At 54.0% G+C, this 17356-nt stretch carries 18 protein-coding genes; 9 read left to right on the top strand and 9 right to left on the bottom strand.

The window, feature by feature from the left end:
- Positions 1-51: 51 nt before the first annotated feature.
- Complete coding sequence (locus M3223_RS16600; RefSeq protein ID WP_251563627.1) at positions 52-330, bottom strand: DUF2653 family protein; 279 nt, start codon at positions 328-330, stop codon at positions 52-54.
- Positions 331-335: 5 nt separating this feature from the next.
- Positions 336-743, bottom strand: coding sequence for a hypothetical protein (locus tag M3223_RS16595; RefSeq protein WP_251563511.1), 408 nt, complete (start codon positions 741-743; stop codon positions 336-338).
- 161 nt (positions 744-904) lie between these two features.
- On the opposite strand from M3223_RS16595, the gene M3223_RS16590 reads away from it, so the two are divergent.
- Positions 905-1438, top strand: coding sequence for a DUF309 domain-containing protein (locus M3223_RS16590; RefSeq protein WP_251563509.1), 534 nt, complete (start codon positions 905-907; stop codon positions 1436-1438).
- Between the two features lie 358 nt (positions 1439-1796).
- On the opposite strand, the gene M3223_RS16585 is transcribed toward M3223_RS16590, so the two are convergent.
- Together M3223_RS16585 and M3223_RS16580 are read right to left on the bottom strand one after the other, a co-directional pair.
- Positions 1797-2390, bottom strand: a complete 594-nt coding sequence (locus M3223_RS16585) for a beta-class carbonic anhydrase (RefSeq protein ID WP_251563507.1) — start codon at positions 2388-2390, stop codon at positions 1797-1799.
- Between the two features lie 22 nt (positions 2391-2412).
- On the bottom strand, positions 2413-2754 hold the full coding sequence (locus tag M3223_RS16580; RefSeq protein WP_251563505.1) for an iron-sulfur cluster biosynthesis family protein: 342 nt from the start codon (positions 2752-2754) through the stop codon (positions 2413-2415).
- A 127-nt stretch (positions 2755-2881) separates the two neighbouring features.
- Between M3223_RS16580 and M3223_RS16575 the strand changes: the two genes are divergently transcribed.
- From M3223_RS16575 to M3223_RS16555, 5 genes are all read left to right on the top strand, one after another.
- A complete protein-coding gene (locus tag M3223_RS16575) occupies positions 2882-4405 on the top strand; it encodes a carboxypeptidase M32 (RefSeq protein WP_251563503.1) in 1524 nt (507 codons plus the stop codon).
- Between the two features lie 294 nt (positions 4406-4699).
- Positions 4700-5698, top strand: coding sequence for an ABC transporter substrate-binding protein (locus M3223_RS16570; protein ID WP_251563501.1), 999 nt, complete (start codon positions 4700-4702; stop codon positions 5696-5698).
- Positions 5699-5755: 57 nt separating this feature from the next.
- A complete protein-coding gene (locus M3223_RS16565) occupies positions 5756-6559 on the top strand; it encodes an ABC transporter ATP-binding protein (protein WP_251563499.1) in 804 nt (267 codons plus the stop codon).
- Between the two features lie 154 nt (positions 6560-6713).
- Entirely contained in the window at positions 6714-7487 is a 774-nt protein-coding gene (locus M3223_RS16560) for an ABC transporter permease (protein WP_251563625.1), read from the top strand.
- A gap of 129 nt (positions 7488-7616) precedes the next feature.
- Positions 7617-8597, top strand: coding sequence for an aromatic acid exporter family protein (locus tag M3223_RS16555; protein ID WP_251563497.1), 981 nt, complete (start codon positions 7617-7619; stop codon positions 8595-8597).
- Between the two features lie 42 nt (positions 8598-8639).
- On the opposite strand, the gene M3223_RS16550 is transcribed toward M3223_RS16555, so the two are convergent.
- The 5 genes from M3223_RS16550 to M3223_RS16530 form a co-directional block, all read right to left on the bottom strand.
- Positions 8640-9095 (bottom strand): hypothetical protein, encoded by a 456-nt coding sequence (locus tag M3223_RS16550; RefSeq protein ID WP_251563495.1) that lies wholly within the window; start codon positions 9093-9095, stop codon positions 8640-8642.
- A 26-nt stretch (positions 9096-9121) separates the two neighbouring features.
- Entirely contained in the window at positions 9122-9598 is a 477-nt protein-coding gene (locus tag M3223_RS16545) for a hypothetical protein (RefSeq protein WP_251563493.1), read from the bottom strand.
- 59 nt (positions 9599-9657) lie between these two features.
- Positions 9658-10122: a hypothetical protein gene (locus tag M3223_RS16540; protein ID WP_251563491.1), complete on the bottom strand. Its 465-nt coding sequence runs from the start codon at positions 10120-10122 to the stop codon at positions 9658-9660.
- 234 nt (positions 10123-10356) lie between these two features.
- Positions 10357-10845: a hypothetical protein gene (locus tag M3223_RS16535; RefSeq protein WP_251563489.1), complete on the bottom strand. Its 489-nt coding sequence runs from the start codon at positions 10843-10845 to the stop codon at positions 10357-10359.
- A gap of 120 nt (positions 10846-10965) precedes the next feature.
- Positions 10966-11430, bottom strand: coding sequence for a hypothetical protein (locus tag M3223_RS16530; RefSeq protein WP_251563486.1), 465 nt, complete (start codon positions 11428-11430; stop codon positions 10966-10968).
- A 451-nt stretch (positions 11431-11881) separates the two neighbouring features.
- Here M3223_RS16530 and M3223_RS16525 point away from each other — a divergent pair, with 451 nt between their 5' ends.
- The 3 genes from M3223_RS16525 (at position 11882) to mutS (ending at position 17333) form a co-directional block, all read left to right on the top strand.
- The gene (locus M3223_RS16525; protein WP_251563484.1) at positions 11882-12439 is read left to right on the top strand and encodes an outer spore coat protein CotE; all 558 of its coding nucleotides are present in this window, start codon (positions 11882-11884) and stop codon (positions 12437-12439) included.
- 172 nt (positions 12440-12611) lie between these two features.
- Positions 12612-14228, top strand: coding sequence for a putative amidoligase domain-containing protein (locus M3223_RS16520; RefSeq protein ID WP_251563481.1), 1617 nt, complete (start codon positions 12612-12614; stop codon positions 14226-14228).
- Between the two features lie 216 nt (positions 14229-14444).
- Complete coding sequence (gene mutS, locus M3223_RS16515; protein ID WP_251563479.1) at positions 14445-17333, top strand: DNA mismatch repair protein MutS; 2889 nt, start codon at positions 14445-14447, stop codon at positions 17331-17333.
- The last annotated feature ends 23 nt before the right edge of the window (positions 17334-17356 follow it).

Below are 17356 nucleotides of genomic sequence, written 5' to 3'. Positions count from 1 at the left end.
GGTTGGGGCAAATGAAAAAGCCGGGCGCATTCAGCGCCCGGCTTGTTTGAATTAATCATGAATGTCAGCCCAGAACTCTTCGTCCGCATCCAGCGTAATCTGAGAACGAAAGATCCTGCGGCCGTATTCCTTGTAAACGTACTGCTCAATGGCTTCCTTCAGGTTGGCTTCCACGACATAGTGAGAGCGTTCGCCGATCCATACTTCCGCAGTAAAGCCGTATTCTTCCTCCCAGCTCAGCTGCACCTCAACCTGTGAAGGCTGGATGCCGCGGCGGGAAGCTTCGCTTAAACATACGGCATTGATGATTTCATCCATCGACAGCCGCATCACGATTAGTAAGGTCTCCGGTGGTCCGGCTCAGGCTTGCGCTTGCTGCGGATATAAACGAAGAGCGCGCGAACGAGCAGGATCAGGGCAAAAATCGCCAGAAGGTTGATCATCAGGCCGAGAATCTCGCCCATGAAGCCCATGCCGCCGAACAGGCTGCCGAACATCAGGCCGGCGAGACCGCCGATCATCAGGCCTTTCATCATGCTGCTGCCAAAGCTTGGTTTTTTAGCCGTATTCGTTGCGCCGTTATTTTTCGTTGCGTCGCTGCGCTGAACGTTATCGGATTTTTTTGTATCGGTGTAGCTCTGGCGCGGAGATTTCATTCCGCCCCGCTTGGCGTCCGCAGTGCCGATCCCTGTGAAGGCAAGCATGATCGTGAAGGCAAGCATGAGGATAAATCCTTTTTTCATTGGTTACAATGTCCCCTCCGTAGGTGGAATATGAATAAACGCATTGCGTTCTTATGCCTATACGTCTAATATGGTAGGCAGGTTTCATTAATTTTTTAATTTTTTTTCCATCACCATTATGTCCGGCATGCCGGCTTTTTATAGCGAAAAGAGGAAATCCGATGTTAACGACACACGCTTATCCCGAAGCTTATGTCCGCTTTCTCGCCGAATTTCATGGAACACGCGATTATTTTGAATGCCACGAGCTTCTGGAAGAATATTGGAAGGAGCATCCGGAAGATCCCGCCGCCGGTTTATGGCATGGTCTGATTCAAATCGCGGTTGGCCAGTATCACCTGCGCCGCGGCAATTTTGAAGGCGCGCGCAAAATGCTGCGTTCGGCCTGGCAGCGGCTGACTGCGGCTGATCTCTCTCTTGCCGGTCTGGATGCGTCTGAGCTGCTGAGAGCGCTTGACGAGGCAGCGTGCAGGCTGGAGGCGGGGGATCGGTTGGCCTATGCCAGCTGGACGCTGCCAATTCGCGATCCGGAGCTGCTTCAAGCGGCTCAGGAGCAATGCGGCGCGATCGGTGCGGGCTGGTGCGAGCTGGCTCCATTGGACAATTCAGTGGTGAATCGCCATCTGGTGCGTGATCGCAGCGAGGTCATATTGGCGCGGAAGGAGTCGCTGGAGAAGCGGCGCAATTCAAAGTGAAGCAGTGTCTCTCGTTAAAAAGGAACGCTCGACTACAAGCGTTCCTTTTTTTACGTCTACTTGGAACTCTTTCTAGCGTATTCGGCTAAATCATTAAGCGAGCGTCTAGCATATTTTACTTGCCTAGTCTCACTGTCCGTCAGCGCTAACGCAACTGAGCGCGCTTATTTTGAATAAAAACACCTAATTGGAGCGTTAACGCAACTGAGACGCCTTATTGTCCGTAAAATAGAAAATAGTCAAATAAAGCGTCTCAGTTAAGTTAGAACTCGGGATCCGCAGGGTTGCACGTTGTTCTGCAGCAGCGGCCGCAAAACGAAAAAAGGACGAGGCAGAAATTCCTGCCTCGTCCTTTTCATTATTGCTCTTCAGCAATCGGCTGTTTCAAAAAATCATAACCGTCTGCAACGAGATCAAGCTTGCCGGTTTGCGGATCGATAATGAGGCCGTGAACCGGTGTAGAAGGCGGGAGCAACGGATGATTGCGCACGATGCCGACGCTTTTCTCGACGCTGGAGCGCACGTTGTCAAAGCCGGTCAGCCAGCGGCGGAAGTCGAGCCCGGAATGCCGCAGCGTGCGGACCGTCGTTTTGGGCACGCCGCGAGCGATCATTTTGCTAATAATCGCTTCAGGATCAACGCCGGTCATACCGCAGTTGTAGTGGCCGATAATGAGCACTTCCTCCGCCTGAAGCTCGTAAATGGCGACGAGAATACTGCGCATAATGTTGCCGAACGGCTGGGTAACGATGGCGCCGGCGTTTTTGAGCACCTTCACATCGCCGTTACGCAAATTCATTGCCCGCGGAAGCAGCTCGGTCAAGCGGGTGTCCATGCAGGTGAGAATGACCATTTTTTTGTCTGGAAAACGATCTGTTAAGTATTGCTCGTACTGCTTCTCTTCGACGAATTGCTCGTTGTAGGACAAAATCTGCTGTATGCTGTTGTTCAACTTGCTCCCGACCTTTCTTCAGCTAATTACGTTCAAATGAAGGCGCATGCGGAAAAAACCGCATGTCATGATGGTAAATCTGGCTGTCGCTCGCCAACGAGAATGCGTTCCGGTCCTTGTTATAGGCGATACGCAGCTCCGGCTCAAAAAACACCTCATACCGCTCCTCGTACAGGAAGGGATAGGGATCGCCTTCGCCCATCACATCTCCTTGGGCCGGCTCATGAACGACATACAGCGCCGACACGCCGTTGACGACGCAGCCGCAGCCCTCCGTGTCGTAGACCAGCTTGAGCATGGCCTGTCCGTCTCCGACAAAAGGCTGGAGCTTGTCCGCCGCATCGCGGCTGAAGCTGATGCGCATCCGGAATACCTCCTTCTTCGGGGCAGGTTGAAAGCTGTTCCCGATGGTTAACGTTGATTATACTGGCATCCGCCGTTATGATTCAAGAGTAAACCTAACCGATATAGATGAAAGGATGATGAAGCTTATGGCGGAAACCTCATCTACATACGAGAAAGCGCTGCAGGAATTCCGGGAGCTGGACCGCAAAATTTGCCGTTACAATGAGGCAGCGAGCCTGCTCAACTGGGATATGCGCACCGGCGCGCCGCGCAAAGGACTGGACGGGCGCTCCGAGGTCATCGGCATGCTGGCGTCGGAGGCATTTTTGCTGGCTACGTCCCCGCGCACCGGAGAGCTGCTGGAGCAGCTGGAGGAACCGGGAACGGAGGGTCGTCTGAGCGAAATCGACCGCAAGCTGGTCAGCGAGACGCGTAAAACGTATGACCGCAGCGTCAAAATCCCGCCGAAGCTGTATGAGGAATACGTCGTGCTGGCTTCCCAGTCCGAATCGGCATGGGAGGAAGCACGCGCCAACAACGACTACGCTGCATTCCAGGGTTATCTGGACCGGATTATCGGATATACGAACCAGTTTATCGATCTGTGGGGCCCGAAGGAAACCCGATACGACACGCTGCTCGACGATTACGAGCCTGGCATGACCGTAGCGGAGCTTGACGGCATCTTTAATTCTTTGAGGGGCGAGCTGGTGCCGCTGGCGTCGGCAATCGCCGAGTCGTCGAACAAACCTGACCGCGATTTTTTGCAGGGCCATTTTGACAAAGAGAAACAAAAGGAATTCAGCCGGTACATGCTGGAACAGCTCGGTTTCGACTTTGAAGCGGGCCGGATTGACGAGAGCATGCACCCGTTTCAAACGACGATCAACCTGCAGGACGTTCGGATTACGACCCGTTATTTGCCGGAGGATGTAACGAGCGCGCTGTTCGGCACGATTCACGAGGCCGGTCATGCGATGTACGAGCAGAATGTTACCCCGGAGCTGGCCGGAACCTCGCTGTGCCGCGGAACATCCATGGGCATTCACGAGTCGCAATCGCGTTTCTGGGAAAATACGATCGGCCGCAGCCGTCCATTTTGGCAGCGTTATTACGGCGATCTTCAGAGCCGTTTCCCGGAGCAGCTTAAAGTGTCGGCGGAGCAATTTTACCGTTCGCAAAACACCGTCCAGCCGTCGCTTATCCGAATTGAGGCCGACGAGCTGACGTACAACCTGCACATCATTATCCGTTATGAGATTGAAAAAATGATTTTCAACGGCGGCGCAAAAGCGGCGGATCTGCCGGCGATCTGGAATGAGAAGTACCGCGAGTACCTTGGACTCACGCCTCCGACCGATGCGGACGGCGTCCTGCAGGACGTCCATTGGAGCGCGGGGCTGTTCGGTTACTTCCCGTCTTACTCGCTTGGCAATATGTACGCGGCCCAGATGGCGGACACGATGGAGCGTCAGCTGCCTAATATGTGGGAGCTGGTGGCGCGCGGGGAGCTTGCTTCAATCCGTGAATGGCTTACCCAAAACGTCCATCGTCACGGCAAGCTGCTCACGCCGAAGGAGATCATCCTTGGGGCTACGGGCAAACCGCTGGATTCTTCCTATCTCGTCAAATATTTGAAGGATAAATATACGGATATTTATAAGCTGTAAGCAGCAGGAACGATCTGCAGCCGCATCAGGCCTTGTAATGCGAAATATCGCCTCCATTGCTGTTCGAAGGGTGAAGTCAGCCGATTAAGCAATCGTTTGCGTAATTCAATAGGCTGCGCCATTGCGGTAAAGCCGCTCAAGTCAACCGGGACTTGGGCGGCTTTTTGGCTTGCGGCCGTATGGACGCAGCTGCGGTGTCCGGATGAAGCTGCTTCCGTGCAATCGTTATGCACCTTCCCCTTTAGGCGTGCATAGGCTACAGCACAATCGTTAGCGACCAAGGAGGAGCATGGAATGAAAAGTAAGGCGATTGCCAGCCTGCTGCTCGCAGCAGCCCTGGCGGCATCGGCGGCGCTGTCCGGTTGCGGCGCGAAGTCGGGAGATACGGTTAAGGTGCGCATTGGCGAGGTGACACGCTCGCTCTTTTACGCTCCGCAGTACGTTGCGCTGTCGCAAGGCTATTTTAAAGAAGCAGGGCTGGACGTGGAGCTGCAGACGACGGCTGGAGGCGACAAAACGATGACGGCGCTGCTGTCCGGCGGCATCGATGTCGCTTTGGTTGGACCGGAAACGTCGATCTACGTTTACCAGCAAGGCGCGGACGACGCTGTCATCAACTTTGCCCAGGTGACGCAGACGGACGGCACGTTCCTTGTATCACGCTCCGGCAAGGAGCTGGACTGGAACGATTTGAAGAGCTCAACCTTCCTCGGCCAAAGAAAAGGCGGCATGCCGCAGATGGCGGGCGAGTTTGTGTTAAAGAAAAAAGGAATCGATCCGCATAAGGATCTGAACCTGATTCAAAACATCGACTTTGCCAACATTACGGCAGCGTATGCTTCCGGCACAGGCGATTACGTGCAGCTGTTCGAGCCGCAGGCGTCGATGATGGAGCAGGAAGGCAAGGGCAAGGTTGTCGCTTCCTTCGGCGTGGAGAGCGGAAAGCTGCCTTACACGGCTTATATGAGTAAAAAGAGTTATATAAGCGGCAACAAGGATACGATTCAGAAATTCACTAACGCGCTGCAAAAAGCTCAGAAATGGGTGCAGGAGCACAGCGCTGAGGATATCGCTGATGCGGTTGGCTCTTACTTCCCGAACACTGACAAATCGATCATTGTCAGCTCGATTGACCGTTATAAGCAGCAAGGCTCCTATGCGGAAAATCCAGTCATCGACGAAGCGGAATGGAACAATCTGCTGGATGTAATGACTGCGGCAGGCGAGCTGAAGCAGCGTACGGAGCATAAAGCTCTAGTGGATAACTCATTTGCGGAGCAGGCGGACAAATAACCGGTTGGTTTACGGCCGGGACGGAAGCCTGCTGACGCAGCTAAGGGGAGGTAACCCATGGCGGTGACGGAGGAGACGATGCTGGAGCTGCGCTCGGTGTCCCATGTGTATGTCGGCAAGCAGGGCGCTTCGCTAGCTGTGGAGGATATGAATCTGACGGTTGCACGGGGAGAATTCATCAGCCTTGTCGGTCCGAGCGGATGCGGTAAAACGACGGTGCTCAGCCTGCTGGCGGGATTGTTCCCTCCGGCGTCCGGCACCGTCATCATGGCTGGGCGGCGGGTACAGAAGCCGTCGTCCAAGGTCGGCTACATGCTGCAGCAGGACTGCCTGCTTCCCTGGCGGACCATACTGAACAATGCCGCGCTCGGCTTAGAAATTAGCGGCATGCCGAGGCCAGAAGCCCATGCCGCCGCCGAACGGCTGCTGGAGGAGGTCGGGCTGTCCGGCACGGGCGGACGATATCCCGCCGAGCTGTCCGGCGGCATGCGGCAGCGTGTCGCGCTTGCGCGCACGCTGGCGCCGGATCCGGAGGTGCTGCTGCTGGATGAGCCGTTTTCGGCTCTCGATATGCACATCAAAATGCAGCTGGAGGATCTTGTGCAGTCGACGCTTCGCAAGCTGGGCAAAACAGCCGTACTCGTCACGCATGATTTGGCTGAAGCTGCAGCGATGAGCGACCGCGTATTGGTGCTCGGGCGCAACCCGGGGCATATTCGCACGGAGCTGCGAATCCCGGAGGAGCTGCGCAGGCTGGCGCCGACCGAGGCGCGCAAACATCCGACCTTTCAAGACGTGTTCGATTCGTTATGGGAGGAAATGGGCGCAGGCGAAAAGGAAGGAGGGAGCCTCGATGAATGAGCTGGACCTGCTTGGCGGAAGCGGAGGGAATGGCCGGAACGGAGCCGGCGGAAGCAGCGGCGGAGGCGGCAAACGCAGACAAGGCAAAGGCGGAGCCGTACAGCTGTCTTCGGCTGAGCAAGCCGGATGGCTGGAAGATATCTACCGCCGCTACATGACGCGGCAGCGCACGGTAAACACGGCGGTGCTGAGCGTGCAGCTGCTCATTCTCGCTCTCTTCCTTGGCTTATGGGAAGCGGCTGGAAGGCTGCGTTGGATTGATCCGCTTCTGTTCAGCTATCCGTCCAAAATCGGCGCTCTGCTTGTCAGCTCCAGCGTCGACGGCACGTTATGGCCGCATATAGGCGTTACGGTGGCGGAGACGGCTGCGGGATTCCTGCTCGGAACCATTGTAGGCACGGCGCTGGCGGCGCTGCTCTGGTGGTTTCCTTTTCTGGCGAGAGTGTGCGATCCGTACCTCGTCGTGTTCAACAGCCTGCCTAAAGTGGCGCTGGGGCCGATCTTCATTGTGGCGCTCGGCCAAGGTTTTATGTCGATCCTCGCCGTTACATTGACGATGACCGTTATCGTAACGACGATCGGTATATATAACCGTTTTCGCGATATGGAGCCGGGTCTGGTGAAGGTCGTCCGGCTGCTTGGAGGCAGCCGATGGCAGCTGTTCCGGCTTGTCATTTTGCCCGGATCGTTTCCGGTTATTATCTCGACGCTGAAGGTGAACGTCGGGCTGGCCTGGGTCGGTGTCATCGTCGGCGAGTTTCTCGTCGCGAAGGAAGGGCTCGGCTATCTGATCATCTACGGCTTCCAGGTGTTTAATTTCACGCTTGTGTTATCTACGCTTGTCGTTATCGCGGCTGCGGCCACGCTTATGTATCAGGGCGTCGCGCTGATGGAAAAACGCCTCGTTTCCGGCGGGCGCGATTCCTGATCTCATGTGACGGAATCCGTTGACGGAGGACCAAGGAACGGCTAGGATGAAAATCAAGCATGCAGGCGCCCTGCGCTTGGCCGGATGATCCGGCTGCGCGGGGCGCTTTTTGGCATAGGGGGCGGACGGATGTTGAAGGGATGGATAGGCCTGCGGGTACTGAAAACGGCGATAGCCGTGGCGGCGGCGGTTGGGACCGCGCAGCTCCTGAATCTGAGTGAACCGATGTTTGCCGGGGTGCTGGCGATTCTTGGCGTCGAGGTGACAAGGCGGAGCGGCTTCCGCAGCCTGTTTGAGCGGCTGTCCGCCTCGCTGGTGGCGCTGCTCGTTTCATCGCTGCTGTTTGAGCTGCTCGGCTACCATATTTGGACGGCGGCCTTATATGTACTGCTCGTTTTTCCGATATTGTCGAGACTGCGGCTGCAGAGCGGCATCGTGCCGGGCAGCGTTCTTGTTTTCCATGTTTACGGTGCAGGGGCGGTGACGGTCGAGCTGCTTTGGAACGAAGCGCTGCTGCTTCTCGTAGGGCTGGGCTGGGCGGCTATTGTCAACAATTTGTACATGCCTGACGAGCGCAAGCGGCTGCAGGAGTTACGGCGCACGGTCGAAGGCCGGTTCGCCGGCATTTTTGCCGGGATGGCTTCGGTGCTCCGGGATCCGGGCTGCCTATGGAGCGGGGGAGAACTGCTGGAGGCCGATGCAGCGGTGCGCGAGGGGCTGGAGCGGGCCATGCGGGAGCAGCATAACCGGCCCTGGCAGCCGGATTTTTATTGGACGAGTTATTTCAACATGCGCAAGCGCCAGCTTGAAATCATCGGGACCATGATGGAGCTTCTATCCTATGTCTACGATCATGAACGGCTGCCGCAGGGCGGTCTACTCGCGGAGCTTTTTGATACGATGGAGGGCGATATCCGCTCTGACTATTACGAGGACCGCCCGCGTGCGGCGTTAAACGGGCTGCGCGCCAGCTTTCGGACGATGGAGCTGCCCCGCACCCGCGAGGAGTTCGAGGTGCGCTCAGCGCTGCTGCAGCTGACCGTGGAGCTTGACCGTTTTCTGGATACGGCTAGCCGACTGAAGAAAAGAAGGCTGGAAGAAAGAGGTTAAACGAATACTTGAGGTCGTGGCTGTCAGATGCCTAGATGGTGACTAAGCATTGTAAACATCAACATATCTTTTACCGTTTTTATAGGAAATGGGGCCATTTATTTCTAGGATTTCGGTTGATGGCTCTGGAATTGAGGTTGCAAATACCTTCATGAATATACGGATGCTCCCGACTACTTCCGTGTTCGATAAGACGTTATATGTGACATAGGCTCTTTTGGTGGCGTATGCTTTTCTGAGCACCTCGAAGCCGTAGCCCCTGTATGGGAGAATAATATGGGCTGCAGGGAAGGGGGGTTCAAATTCTCCTTCCAAGGACGCTGTCGCTAACGAAAAGCTGGCAGTCTGGTTGCTGATCGTGAACCTTATGGAGTCTTGTATCGATACTGGATCATCGTCCCGCAGGTTGTTTCTTTCCGTGGAACTATAAATGAAAGTTGTAGCAATGACAAGCAAAATAAACAAAACTAAAATCATTCCCCAGTTTATGAAAGACATCACTTAATCTCCTTTCTGCGCAATAATCATAAATTGAAAATCGTGACGTAAGTCCCCCCGTTCTCATAACGGATAGGGCCGTTTATAAAATCAATAATGGTTTTTGGCTTTACTGGAGCTGGGCTGGTTGTCCTCATATTAATTCGAATATCTCCCACTGTATTGCCGCCCGATACGACATTGTAAGTGACATAGGCGCTTGAGTTATATGCTTTTACCTCAAAGTGAAATTCTTGGTACGGCAGAATAACATGCGATGGGGGAAATTGGTCAGCAAATTCTCCTTCCAAGGAAGTTGTCACTAATGAAAAATTGGAAGTGCGGTTGTAAATATTAAATCCTCTGGATAGTTCCAACGTTGTCAAACCATCATCGGGCTGTGCATCCTCTCGGGCGGAGCTGTAAAGAAAAGTGGTCGCAATGACCAGCAAAATAAACAGAATTAAAATGATTCCGAAGCTTGGGCTTTTAAGATTACTGACCTGGGCTTTTATAGCATACATATTTTTCTCCTTTCTGTTCCCTCTAGCTGCACATGAAATTAAATGGGTATAAAATCCATTTATTTATTGATGAAATTAAAATAGCTACCGCCGTTTTCAATGCCCACGGGAAAATAAATCGTAGTATTTAAAGACAGGACTGTCGTTGATGCGACATGCGTGTCAACTTTCATTCTTAATCGCGCTTCTCCGAAACGAGTTCCATTCATATCTAACAAATCGTACGTGACATAGGCATTGCTAACAAAGAAATAATATCTATCCACTTCGAAGTGGTAACTTGCCCCGGGCCGAATTATATGCAGCGGGTCTGGAGTAGACGCGTAGTCTCCATCGAAGCTGGCTGCCCGTATAAGGAATGGGTGCAGTTCGCTTTTGTTATAAACATTGAACCCTTTGGTTGCTAGTATAGTTAAATTGTTATCTTCCAAATTAACTCCTGATTCTCTTTTTAAAGGGGAGTAAAAAAGGCTTGCAACAATAACCAATAAAATAAACAAAACCAATACCATACCCAGCTTCATTTCATTCTTCCTCCTAATGTCGAACTACCAGCATTACGCACGGCATAAAACGAGCTCCGCACCAGCTTTTGGACAATGGGGCTGCGCTGCACCTGCGAGGAATTCGAGGTGCGCGCGGCTCTGCGGCAGCGGGACCGATTTTTGGATACGGCTAGCAGGCTGAAGAAACGGGGGCTGGAAGTGAGAGTTTAAACGTTTTCTTGAGATCCTTGCTGTCAGATGTCTGGAAGGTGATTATGCATCGCGAACCGTAACATGTGTTTTTCCATTTTCAAAAGAAATGGGGCCGTTTATATATAAAACTTCGGTTGATGGATCTGGCAATGTGCCACTCGAAGCAGACTTCATAAAGATTCGAATATCGCCGACTACTTCTGTGCCAGATAAAACTTCATATGTGACATAGGCTCTATAGGTTGCAAATGCTTTTCTTAGTACCTCGAAGTTGTAGCTTCTGTAGGGAAGAATAATATGCGCTGCGGGGAAAGGATCTTCAAATTCGCCTTCCAAAGAAATGGACGCTAATGAGAAGTTGGCAGTCTGGTTATTGATTGTAAATTGTTTAGATTGCTGTGTCGTTATTGAATTACTGTCCCGCAGCCTATTCCCCTCAGTAGAACTACAAACGAACGAAGTCGCAATGATCAGCAAAATAAACAAAGTTAGAATGGTTCCAAAGGCTGGTCCTCTAAGGTTGCTGGTTTGAGCGCTTAGATAAGTCATATCCTAAACCTCTTTCTTACCGTATATTTTTATGTCTTTAAAATGGTTTTTGCTGGTACTGGATACGGGCTAGCAATGGAAATCATGAATATGAAGAATTATATAAATTGGGAATTACGATTATTTGTTGATGAAATTAAAATAAGTGCCTCCGTTTTCAATGCCAACGGGGAAGTAATAGTTTAAGTTTAAATACAGGACAGATGTAGATGCAATTTGGGCGTCTACCGTCATTTTTAACTCCGTACTTCCAAATTTGCTTTCATTCATATCAAGCAAATCGTAAATGACATAAGCGTGGGCATAATAAAAATAATATCTGTTTACTTCGAAGTGGAAGCTTTGTCCGGGCCGAATGGTATGCAACGGAGGTGCCGGCGACGCAAATTCTCCTTCAAAATGTGTTGCACGTAAAATGAATGGTTGCCGTGCACTTTTGTTATAAACATTGAAGCCCTTTGTCTCCAGAATCGTTAAATTGCCATCTTCCAGATTCACTCTTGAGTCTCCATTGATAGGGCTGCGAAAAAGACTCGTAACAATAACCAATAAAATAAACAAAACCAATATAATCCCCAGCTTCATTGCATTCTTTCCTCCTAATGTCGACTACCAGCATTATATGAAGAAACAATAGAAGGGTGTGGGTACGACATGATAGTGGAAAATGAGATAAGCAGATGAAAGTTAGGCAGTTGATTCCATGTTCAAGAATTGTGCAAGCGGGCTTCGGGATAATTATGGCGCAGCTTGTCCGTAAAAACGGCAGCATTCCTTATCTCAAAACAGGACGGCCGGTTCGGCAAAGCGGCTTCCCAATTGTTCTGCTATTATTTGAAGCAAAAAATGCAGCCAAAAGATTGTGGCGTTGATCATAATCATTCGTTTGATTACATATTGAAATTAAGGGGCGTAACCAAGCATAAAACGACCCCGGCAAATAATATATTGTATCGGCTAGGTTTATGTAATCAACATTGGCCTATGTCCTGCATACACTTGTAAGGAATGATGGTATGGAGGAGGTTAAAAAGAAATGTCGATTTTATCTAAGCAGCTTCAGACTAGAGAGATCATTACTAAAGCTGTAGTTGGTAAAGGACGCAAGTTCTCGACGGTTACGCATACCGTCACGCCCCCAAACCGCCCCACTAGCATCTTGGGCGCTTGGGTGATCAACCACCGTTACGAGGCCGTACGGTCGGGGGATGGCATCGAGGTTGTTGGCAGCTACGACCTCAACATTTGGTATTCCTACAACAAGAACTCGCAAACCGATGTGGCCAAGGAAACGGTAACCTATGTGGACAATGTTGCGCTTTCCAGCATGGACCCGAATCATCTTCCTTCAACAGAGGAAGTGTACGCGGAGTCCACGCATGAGCCGAATTGCATCGAGGCCGATATCTCTTCTAACGGCACCTCGGTTGTGCTTCGGGTGGAGCGCGAATTCAAAGTCCAGCTGATCGCTGAAACAAAAGTTTGTGTAGCCGTCGTTCCGGGCGGCTGCGACGACGATTTAAAGGACGACAACGGTCTCGACGACGGCTTAGATGGCGACTTTGCCGACGATGATCTGATTGACGATCTGTAAGAAGGCCTTTCAGCTCATACTGCAGGGTATGCAGGATCACTTAAAAATTGAGGGCGAAAGCCCTCCTTTTTTTTCTCTTCCTGAACTTTAAATGTTGAGCGGAATAGGTGTTGGCACAGGCAGCGTACCAAGTGCTGGTCACAATGCGGCCGGCTACAGGAGGCGATGCGTCATGGCTGGCAAGCTGTGGCTATGGTGCGGAGAAGCAGCGGTGCCGGACCCGGCACCGCTGCTTGGTTTGGAGCGGTGGAGGAGCGGCATGGGGCGCCTGAGCTGCCATGATGCAGTGCTTGTCTGGGGAGCAGATTCGTGGCCTGGCGAGCAGGCGGCTTGCGGCAGTGGAGCTGAAGGGGACGAAGTTGCCTGTGCGGACGGCGGAAAGCCTTGGGTGCTCAATGCAGGCGCTGCAGCGGTTGCGGCGATGTCCGGTGACGGTCTCGCTCAGCGGCTGGAGCTTTCCGGCATTAGCTCCAGGGCGGAGGAACCGGGCAGACTGCTGCGAATTGCCGTGTTTCATATGGAAACGCTTTTTGTAGAACGAGTAAGAGGGCTGGGCTGGGCCGCTCATGGTGAGCTGCGGCTGGACAAATCGCGGTCGCAGCGGATCGGCCAGAACGGTATAAAGGCAGCATTTAGCGGACGGGCAGAGGAGCTTGCAGCAATTTCCAAAAGTGAGGATGCGGATTGGCGGACTGCGCCGGCTGAGCCTGAAGACGCCGATATGAAACGGGCTTGCCGGTTTGCGAAACGCATTGTTTACGAGCTGCAGCTGGATGCGGCTGAAGTTTTTGTCCGGCTCGGCGACAGCGGACGGTTGTATGCGGAAGCGGTGAGGCTCCCCGGCTGCCTCAGTCTTCTCCCGACCGGCAGTGAAGGTGCGCCGCCTGAAGCGAAGGAGCTTGCGGTCCTCTCTCCCTCTTTTTGGAGCCCTGCGGTCCGGCGGCTGCAGCTGCTCGTAAAATCGGAAGCGCTCCGGCAAAGCGGCGAATCGCCGACTGTGCTGCGTATCGGAGCGGACCCTGAATTTTTAATCGTTCGAGCCAATGGAAGGGTGTTTTCGGCAGCGGGGCTTGGCGGCCTGCACAGCCCTGTCGGCAGCGACATGTTAATTCGGGGCCGCAATTTGCGCCAGCCGGTCGGCGAGCTGCGGCCGGAGCCCGCTACAAGCGAGGAGGAGCTGCTGCGCTCGCTCCGCCGTTTACTGGCGCTTGCTGCCAGACGCGGCATACGTGAGCCAGGCATGAGGCTAGCTGCCGGAGCGATGCCTGTGCCGGGAATCGCGCTTGGCGGCCATGTGCATCTGAGCGGAATCGCGCTAACCTCCCGTTTGCTGCATGTTATGGACAGTTATGCCGCGATTCCGCTCGCCCTCGCTGAAGATCCGTCAGGCAAGAACCGGCGTCCCCGCTATGGAACGTTTGGCGACAGCCGTCACCAGCCGCATGGCGGGTTTGAGTATCGCACGCTGCCAAGCTGGCTCGTATCGCCGGCCGCGGCGCGGTATGCGCTTGCCATATCCATGCTTATTGCGGAGGATTTTGCTTGGCTTGACGATTTGCCCAGTGTGGAAGAAACCTATATTCGTGCCTACTATCAAGGAAATAGGCATGTTTTGGCAGGCTGTTTGCCGCGCCTGCGCGCCGCGCTGGAAAAGGCGCCCTCTTACGACAAAAGGCGACCTATGCTGGAACCGCTGCTGGATGCGGTTGAAGCAGGCGCTGTTTGGGATGAAAGTCTTGATATCCGGATTAAATGGGGAATACAATCGGTGGTCCAATCAAACAGTTAAATTCATTAATGATTAATATAATTAAAGATACATGGAATAAAATATAAATGTGGCGAAACATGTCGAAAAGCCGTTCTTCTTGCCGGAAGAATGGCTTTTTTGCGTTCAACTCCTTTTGTACGCTCTTTGTAATACTGGTATAATGAAGGCTGGTTTTCATAGAATGGTTGCGGCTTGGCCCGGAATTGGAGCCCATGCCTGCACAGGAGGTACAACGTGGCAGCATTGACGCCGATGATGGAGCAGTATTTAAAAATAAAAGAAGAAGCCCGGGACGCTTTTCTCTTTTTCCGCCTGGGCGACTTTTATGAGCTGTTTTTTGACGATGCGGTGCTGGCTTCCAGAGAGCTGGAAATTACGCTTACTGGACGCGCCGGCGGCGGCGAGGAGCGCATACCGATGTGCGGCGTGCCGTACCACTCTGCGGAAGGATACATATCGCGGCTCATTGAGAAAGGCTACAAAGTAGCCATTTGCGAACAGGTTGAAGATCCGGCTGCATCCAAAGGTGTTGTGCGCCGCGAAATTGTGCGCGTCGTAACCCCGGGCACTGTGATGGAGAGCAAATCGTTAACGGATAAAGCGAACAACTATATCGTCTCGGTTGCTGCGGAAGGGAATTGGCTCGCATTGGCTGCTTGCGATCTGTCCACCGGCGAATTATACGCCACCTCTTTTATCGGAGGAGCGGAGCTGCTGCAGGATGAAATCAACATGTATTTCCCGCCGGAAATCGTCGGCGACGCCGCGGTGCTGGAGCAGCTGCGCTCGCGTCCGGCGATGCCGGGCCGTCCGGTGCTATATACGGAAAGGGAGCCAATGGAATCCGCGGAGCTTTTGCGGCTGCTGCCTCAAGGGGCGCTCGATGGACTGTCTGCCGTCCGGGTGCGGGCCGTCTCGCTGCTGGCGGGTTATTTGGCCGAAACGCAAAAGAGGTCGCTCGGCCATCTGCGCGCGGTGCAGAGTTATGAGCCAAGCCAGTTTCTCATTCTTGACCCCTTTACAAGAAGGAATTTGGAGCTGACGGAGACGGTGCAGGGCCGCAACCGGAAGGGCTCGCTGTTGTGGCTGCTCGACCGTACAAAAACGTCGATGGGCGGCCGGCTGCTGCGCCGCTGGATTGACAAGCCGCTGCTGTCCGCTTCCGCAGTGGAGGAGCGGCTGGAGGCGGTGAGCATGCTGCACGGCAATCTTATTTTGCGCGAGGATGTGCGCAGCGAGCTGGATGGCATTTACGACCTCGAGCGGCTCGTTGGACGCGTCGCGTACGGTACGGCAGGAGGGCGCGATTTGGCTGCGCTCAAAGCCTCTCTGGAAAGGGTGCCCGCACTGCTCCGGCTGATGGAGGAGTCTGGTTCTGGAACGCTTCGCAAGCTGACCGATGGCGCGGACAGCTGCGGCGATTTGCGCGAGATGATCGATACTGTGCTTGTGGACGAGCCCCCCGTGTCGGTGCGTGAGGGCGGACTGATCCGGGCTGGTTATGACAATTACTTGGACCAGCTTCGCGAGGCGAGCACTAGCGGCAAAAAGTGGCTGGCCGACCTGGAGCGCCGGGAAAGGGAAGCGACCGGCATCCGCAGCCTGAAAATCGGTTACAACAAAGTGTTCGGTTATTTCCTCGAGGTGTCGAAGGCAAGTCTCGCCATGCTGCCAGAGGGGCGTTACGAGCGCAAACAGACGCTGGCCAACGCCGAGCGTTATGTGACGCCGGAGCTGAAGGAGAAGGAACGGCTCATTCTTGAGGCCGAGGAAAAAATGACGGACCTGGAGCACAGCCTGTTCATACAGCTGCGCGATCATATTGCGGGCCAGCTGCACCGGCTGCAGCGGCTGGCAGACATTATCGCCCAAGCCGACGTGCTGCAGTCGCTTGCCGCTGTCAGCGCCGAGCGCCGTTATGTCCGGCCCGAGGTGTCGGACGGGTACGATCTGCATATTGACGGAGGCAGACATCCTGTCGTTGAGGCGGTGCTGGACGGCGTTTCCTTTATGGCAAACGGGTCAGCGCTGACCAAAGATGAGGCGCGCATGCTTCTCATTACAGGACCGAACATGGCGGGCAAAAGCACCTATATGCGGCAGACGGCGCTCATCTGCATTATGGCGCAAATCGGTTGTTTTGTGCCGGCCCGCTCGGCGCGCCTGCCGCTGATTGACCGGATCTTCACGCGCATTGGCGCAGCGGACGATCTGGCGGGAGGCCAGAGCACGTTTATGGTCGAGATGCGGGATATCCAGCAGATGACCGACAAAGCTACGTCGCGCAGCCTTGTCATTATCGACGAGCTGGGACGCGGAACGTCTACGGCGGAGGGCATGTCGATCGCCCAGGCGGTAATTGAGTTTTTGCATGACCAGACCGGTTGCAAGGCGCTTGTGTCCACACATTTTCACGAGCTGTCGCATTTGGAGGAATCGCTGCACTATTTGCATAATGCGAGCATGGCGGTTAAAGAAAGCGGCGGCGACGTCACCTTCCTGCGCAAGCTAGTGCCTGGAGCGGCCAGCACAAGCTACGGGATATACTGCGCGCGGCTCGCGGGACTGCCCGACAGCATCATCGGGCGCGCCTATAAACTGCTGGAAACGATGGAAAGCCAGCATGGCGTTGGTGGCGCAGCTGGCTCAGGAATCGCCGGTACGGCGGCACACGCTATAGCCGGGCTTCCCGTGAAGGAGCTGGAAACGTCAGGGGCCAATGCAGCTGCGGCTGCAAATGGCTTGACGCCTGCGGCGGCTCTTGCAGCCGATGCTGCCGCTCGAGAGACAACGGCTGATTACGCTGCCGATCTTTCCATGACGGACGGAGAGGCGGATGTTTCGGTTGGGAAGGCTGCAGCAGCCGCACCTATGCAAACGGCGGCGGCAGAAGCGGCTGTTTCGTTGGAAGAAGTGCCTGTCACTGCGGAATCGCCTGTACAGCTGTCCATCTTTGGAGAGGAAACGGCAGCAGCGTCAGGTGCCGGCAAACGGCGTTCCGGTAAAACGGCTGAGGCTGCGGATGAGCTGGCAGATCAGCTGCGCAAGCTTGATTTGCTCCATATGACTCCGCTGCAGGCCATTGTGTGGCTGAGCGAGATGAAGGGCAAGCTGGGAAGCTAATAAACGAAGATTGGGGGAGGAGA

This window comes from Paenibacillus pasadenensis (assembly GCF_023715725.1).
Classification (GTDB): Bacteria; Bacillota; Bacilli; order Paenibacillales; family Paenibacillaceae; genus Paenibacillus_O; species Paenibacillus_O pasadenensis_A.
Note: the sequence above shows the minus strand (reverse complement) of the source record. Positions and strands in the feature narration are given on the sequence as shown.

Excerpts from the sequence above, each read along its gene's own strand:
- M3223_RS16520 (WP_251563481.1), top strand. The coding sequence starts at position 12,612 with ATGGCTGGCAAGCTGTGGCTATGGTGCGGAGAAGCAGCGGTGCCGGAC.
- M3223_RS16570 (WP_251563501.1), top strand. The coding sequence starts at position 4,700 with ATGAAAAGTAAGGCGATTGCCAGCCTGCTGCTCGCAGCAGCCCTGGCG.
- M3223_RS16525 (WP_251563484.1), top strand. The coding sequence starts at position 11,882 with ATGTCGATTTTATCTAAGCAGCTTCAGACTAGAGAGATCATTACTAAA.
- M3223_RS16590 (WP_251563509.1), top strand. The coding sequence starts at position 905 with ATGTTAACGACACACGCTTATCCCGAAGCTTATGTCCGCTTTCTCGCC.
- M3223_RS16545 (WP_251563493.1), bottom strand. The coding sequence starts at position 9,598 with ATGTATGCTATAAAAGCCCAGGTCAGTAATCTTAAAAGCCCAAGCTTC.
- M3223_RS16575 (WP_251563503.1), top strand. The coding sequence starts at position 2,882 with ATGGCGGAAACCTCATCTACATACGAGAAAGCGCTGCAGGAATTCCGG.
- M3223_RS16595 (WP_251563511.1), bottom strand. The coding sequence starts at position 743 with ATGAAAAAAGGATTTATCCTCATGCTTGCCTTCACGATCATGCTTGCC.
- M3223_RS16600 (WP_251563627.1), bottom strand. The coding sequence starts at position 330 with ATGCGGCTGTCGATGGATGAAATCATCAATGCCGTATGTTTAAGCGAA.
- M3223_RS16530 (WP_251563486.1), bottom strand. The coding sequence starts at position 11,430 with ATGAAGCTGGGGATTATATTGGTTTTGTTTATTTTATTGGTTATTGTT.
- M3223_RS16560 (WP_251563625.1), top strand. The coding sequence starts at position 6,714 with ATGACGCGGCAGCGCACGGTAAACACGGCGGTGCTGAGCGTGCAGCTG.
- M3223_RS16535 (WP_251563489.1), bottom strand. The coding sequence starts at position 10,845 with ATGACTTATCTAAGCGCTCAAACCAGCAACCTTAGAGGACCAGCCTTT.
- M3223_RS16565 (WP_251563499.1), top strand. The coding sequence starts at position 5,756 with ATGGCGGTGACGGAGGAGACGATGCTGGAGCTGCGCTCGGTGTCCCAT.
- M3223_RS16580 (WP_251563505.1), bottom strand. The coding sequence starts at position 2,754 with ATGCGCATCAGCTTCAGCCGCGATGCGGCGGACAAGCTCCAGCCTTTT.
- M3223_RS16540 (WP_251563491.1), bottom strand. The coding sequence starts at position 10,122 with ATGAAGCTGGGTATGGTATTGGTTTTGTTTATTTTATTGGTTATTGTT.
- M3223_RS16555 (WP_251563497.1), top strand. The coding sequence starts at position 7,617 with ATGTTGAAGGGATGGATAGGCCTGCGGGTACTGAAAACGGCGATAGCC.
- M3223_RS16550 (WP_251563495.1), bottom strand. The coding sequence starts at position 9,095 with ATGTCTTTCATAAACTGGGGAATGATTTTAGTTTTGTTTATTTTGCTT.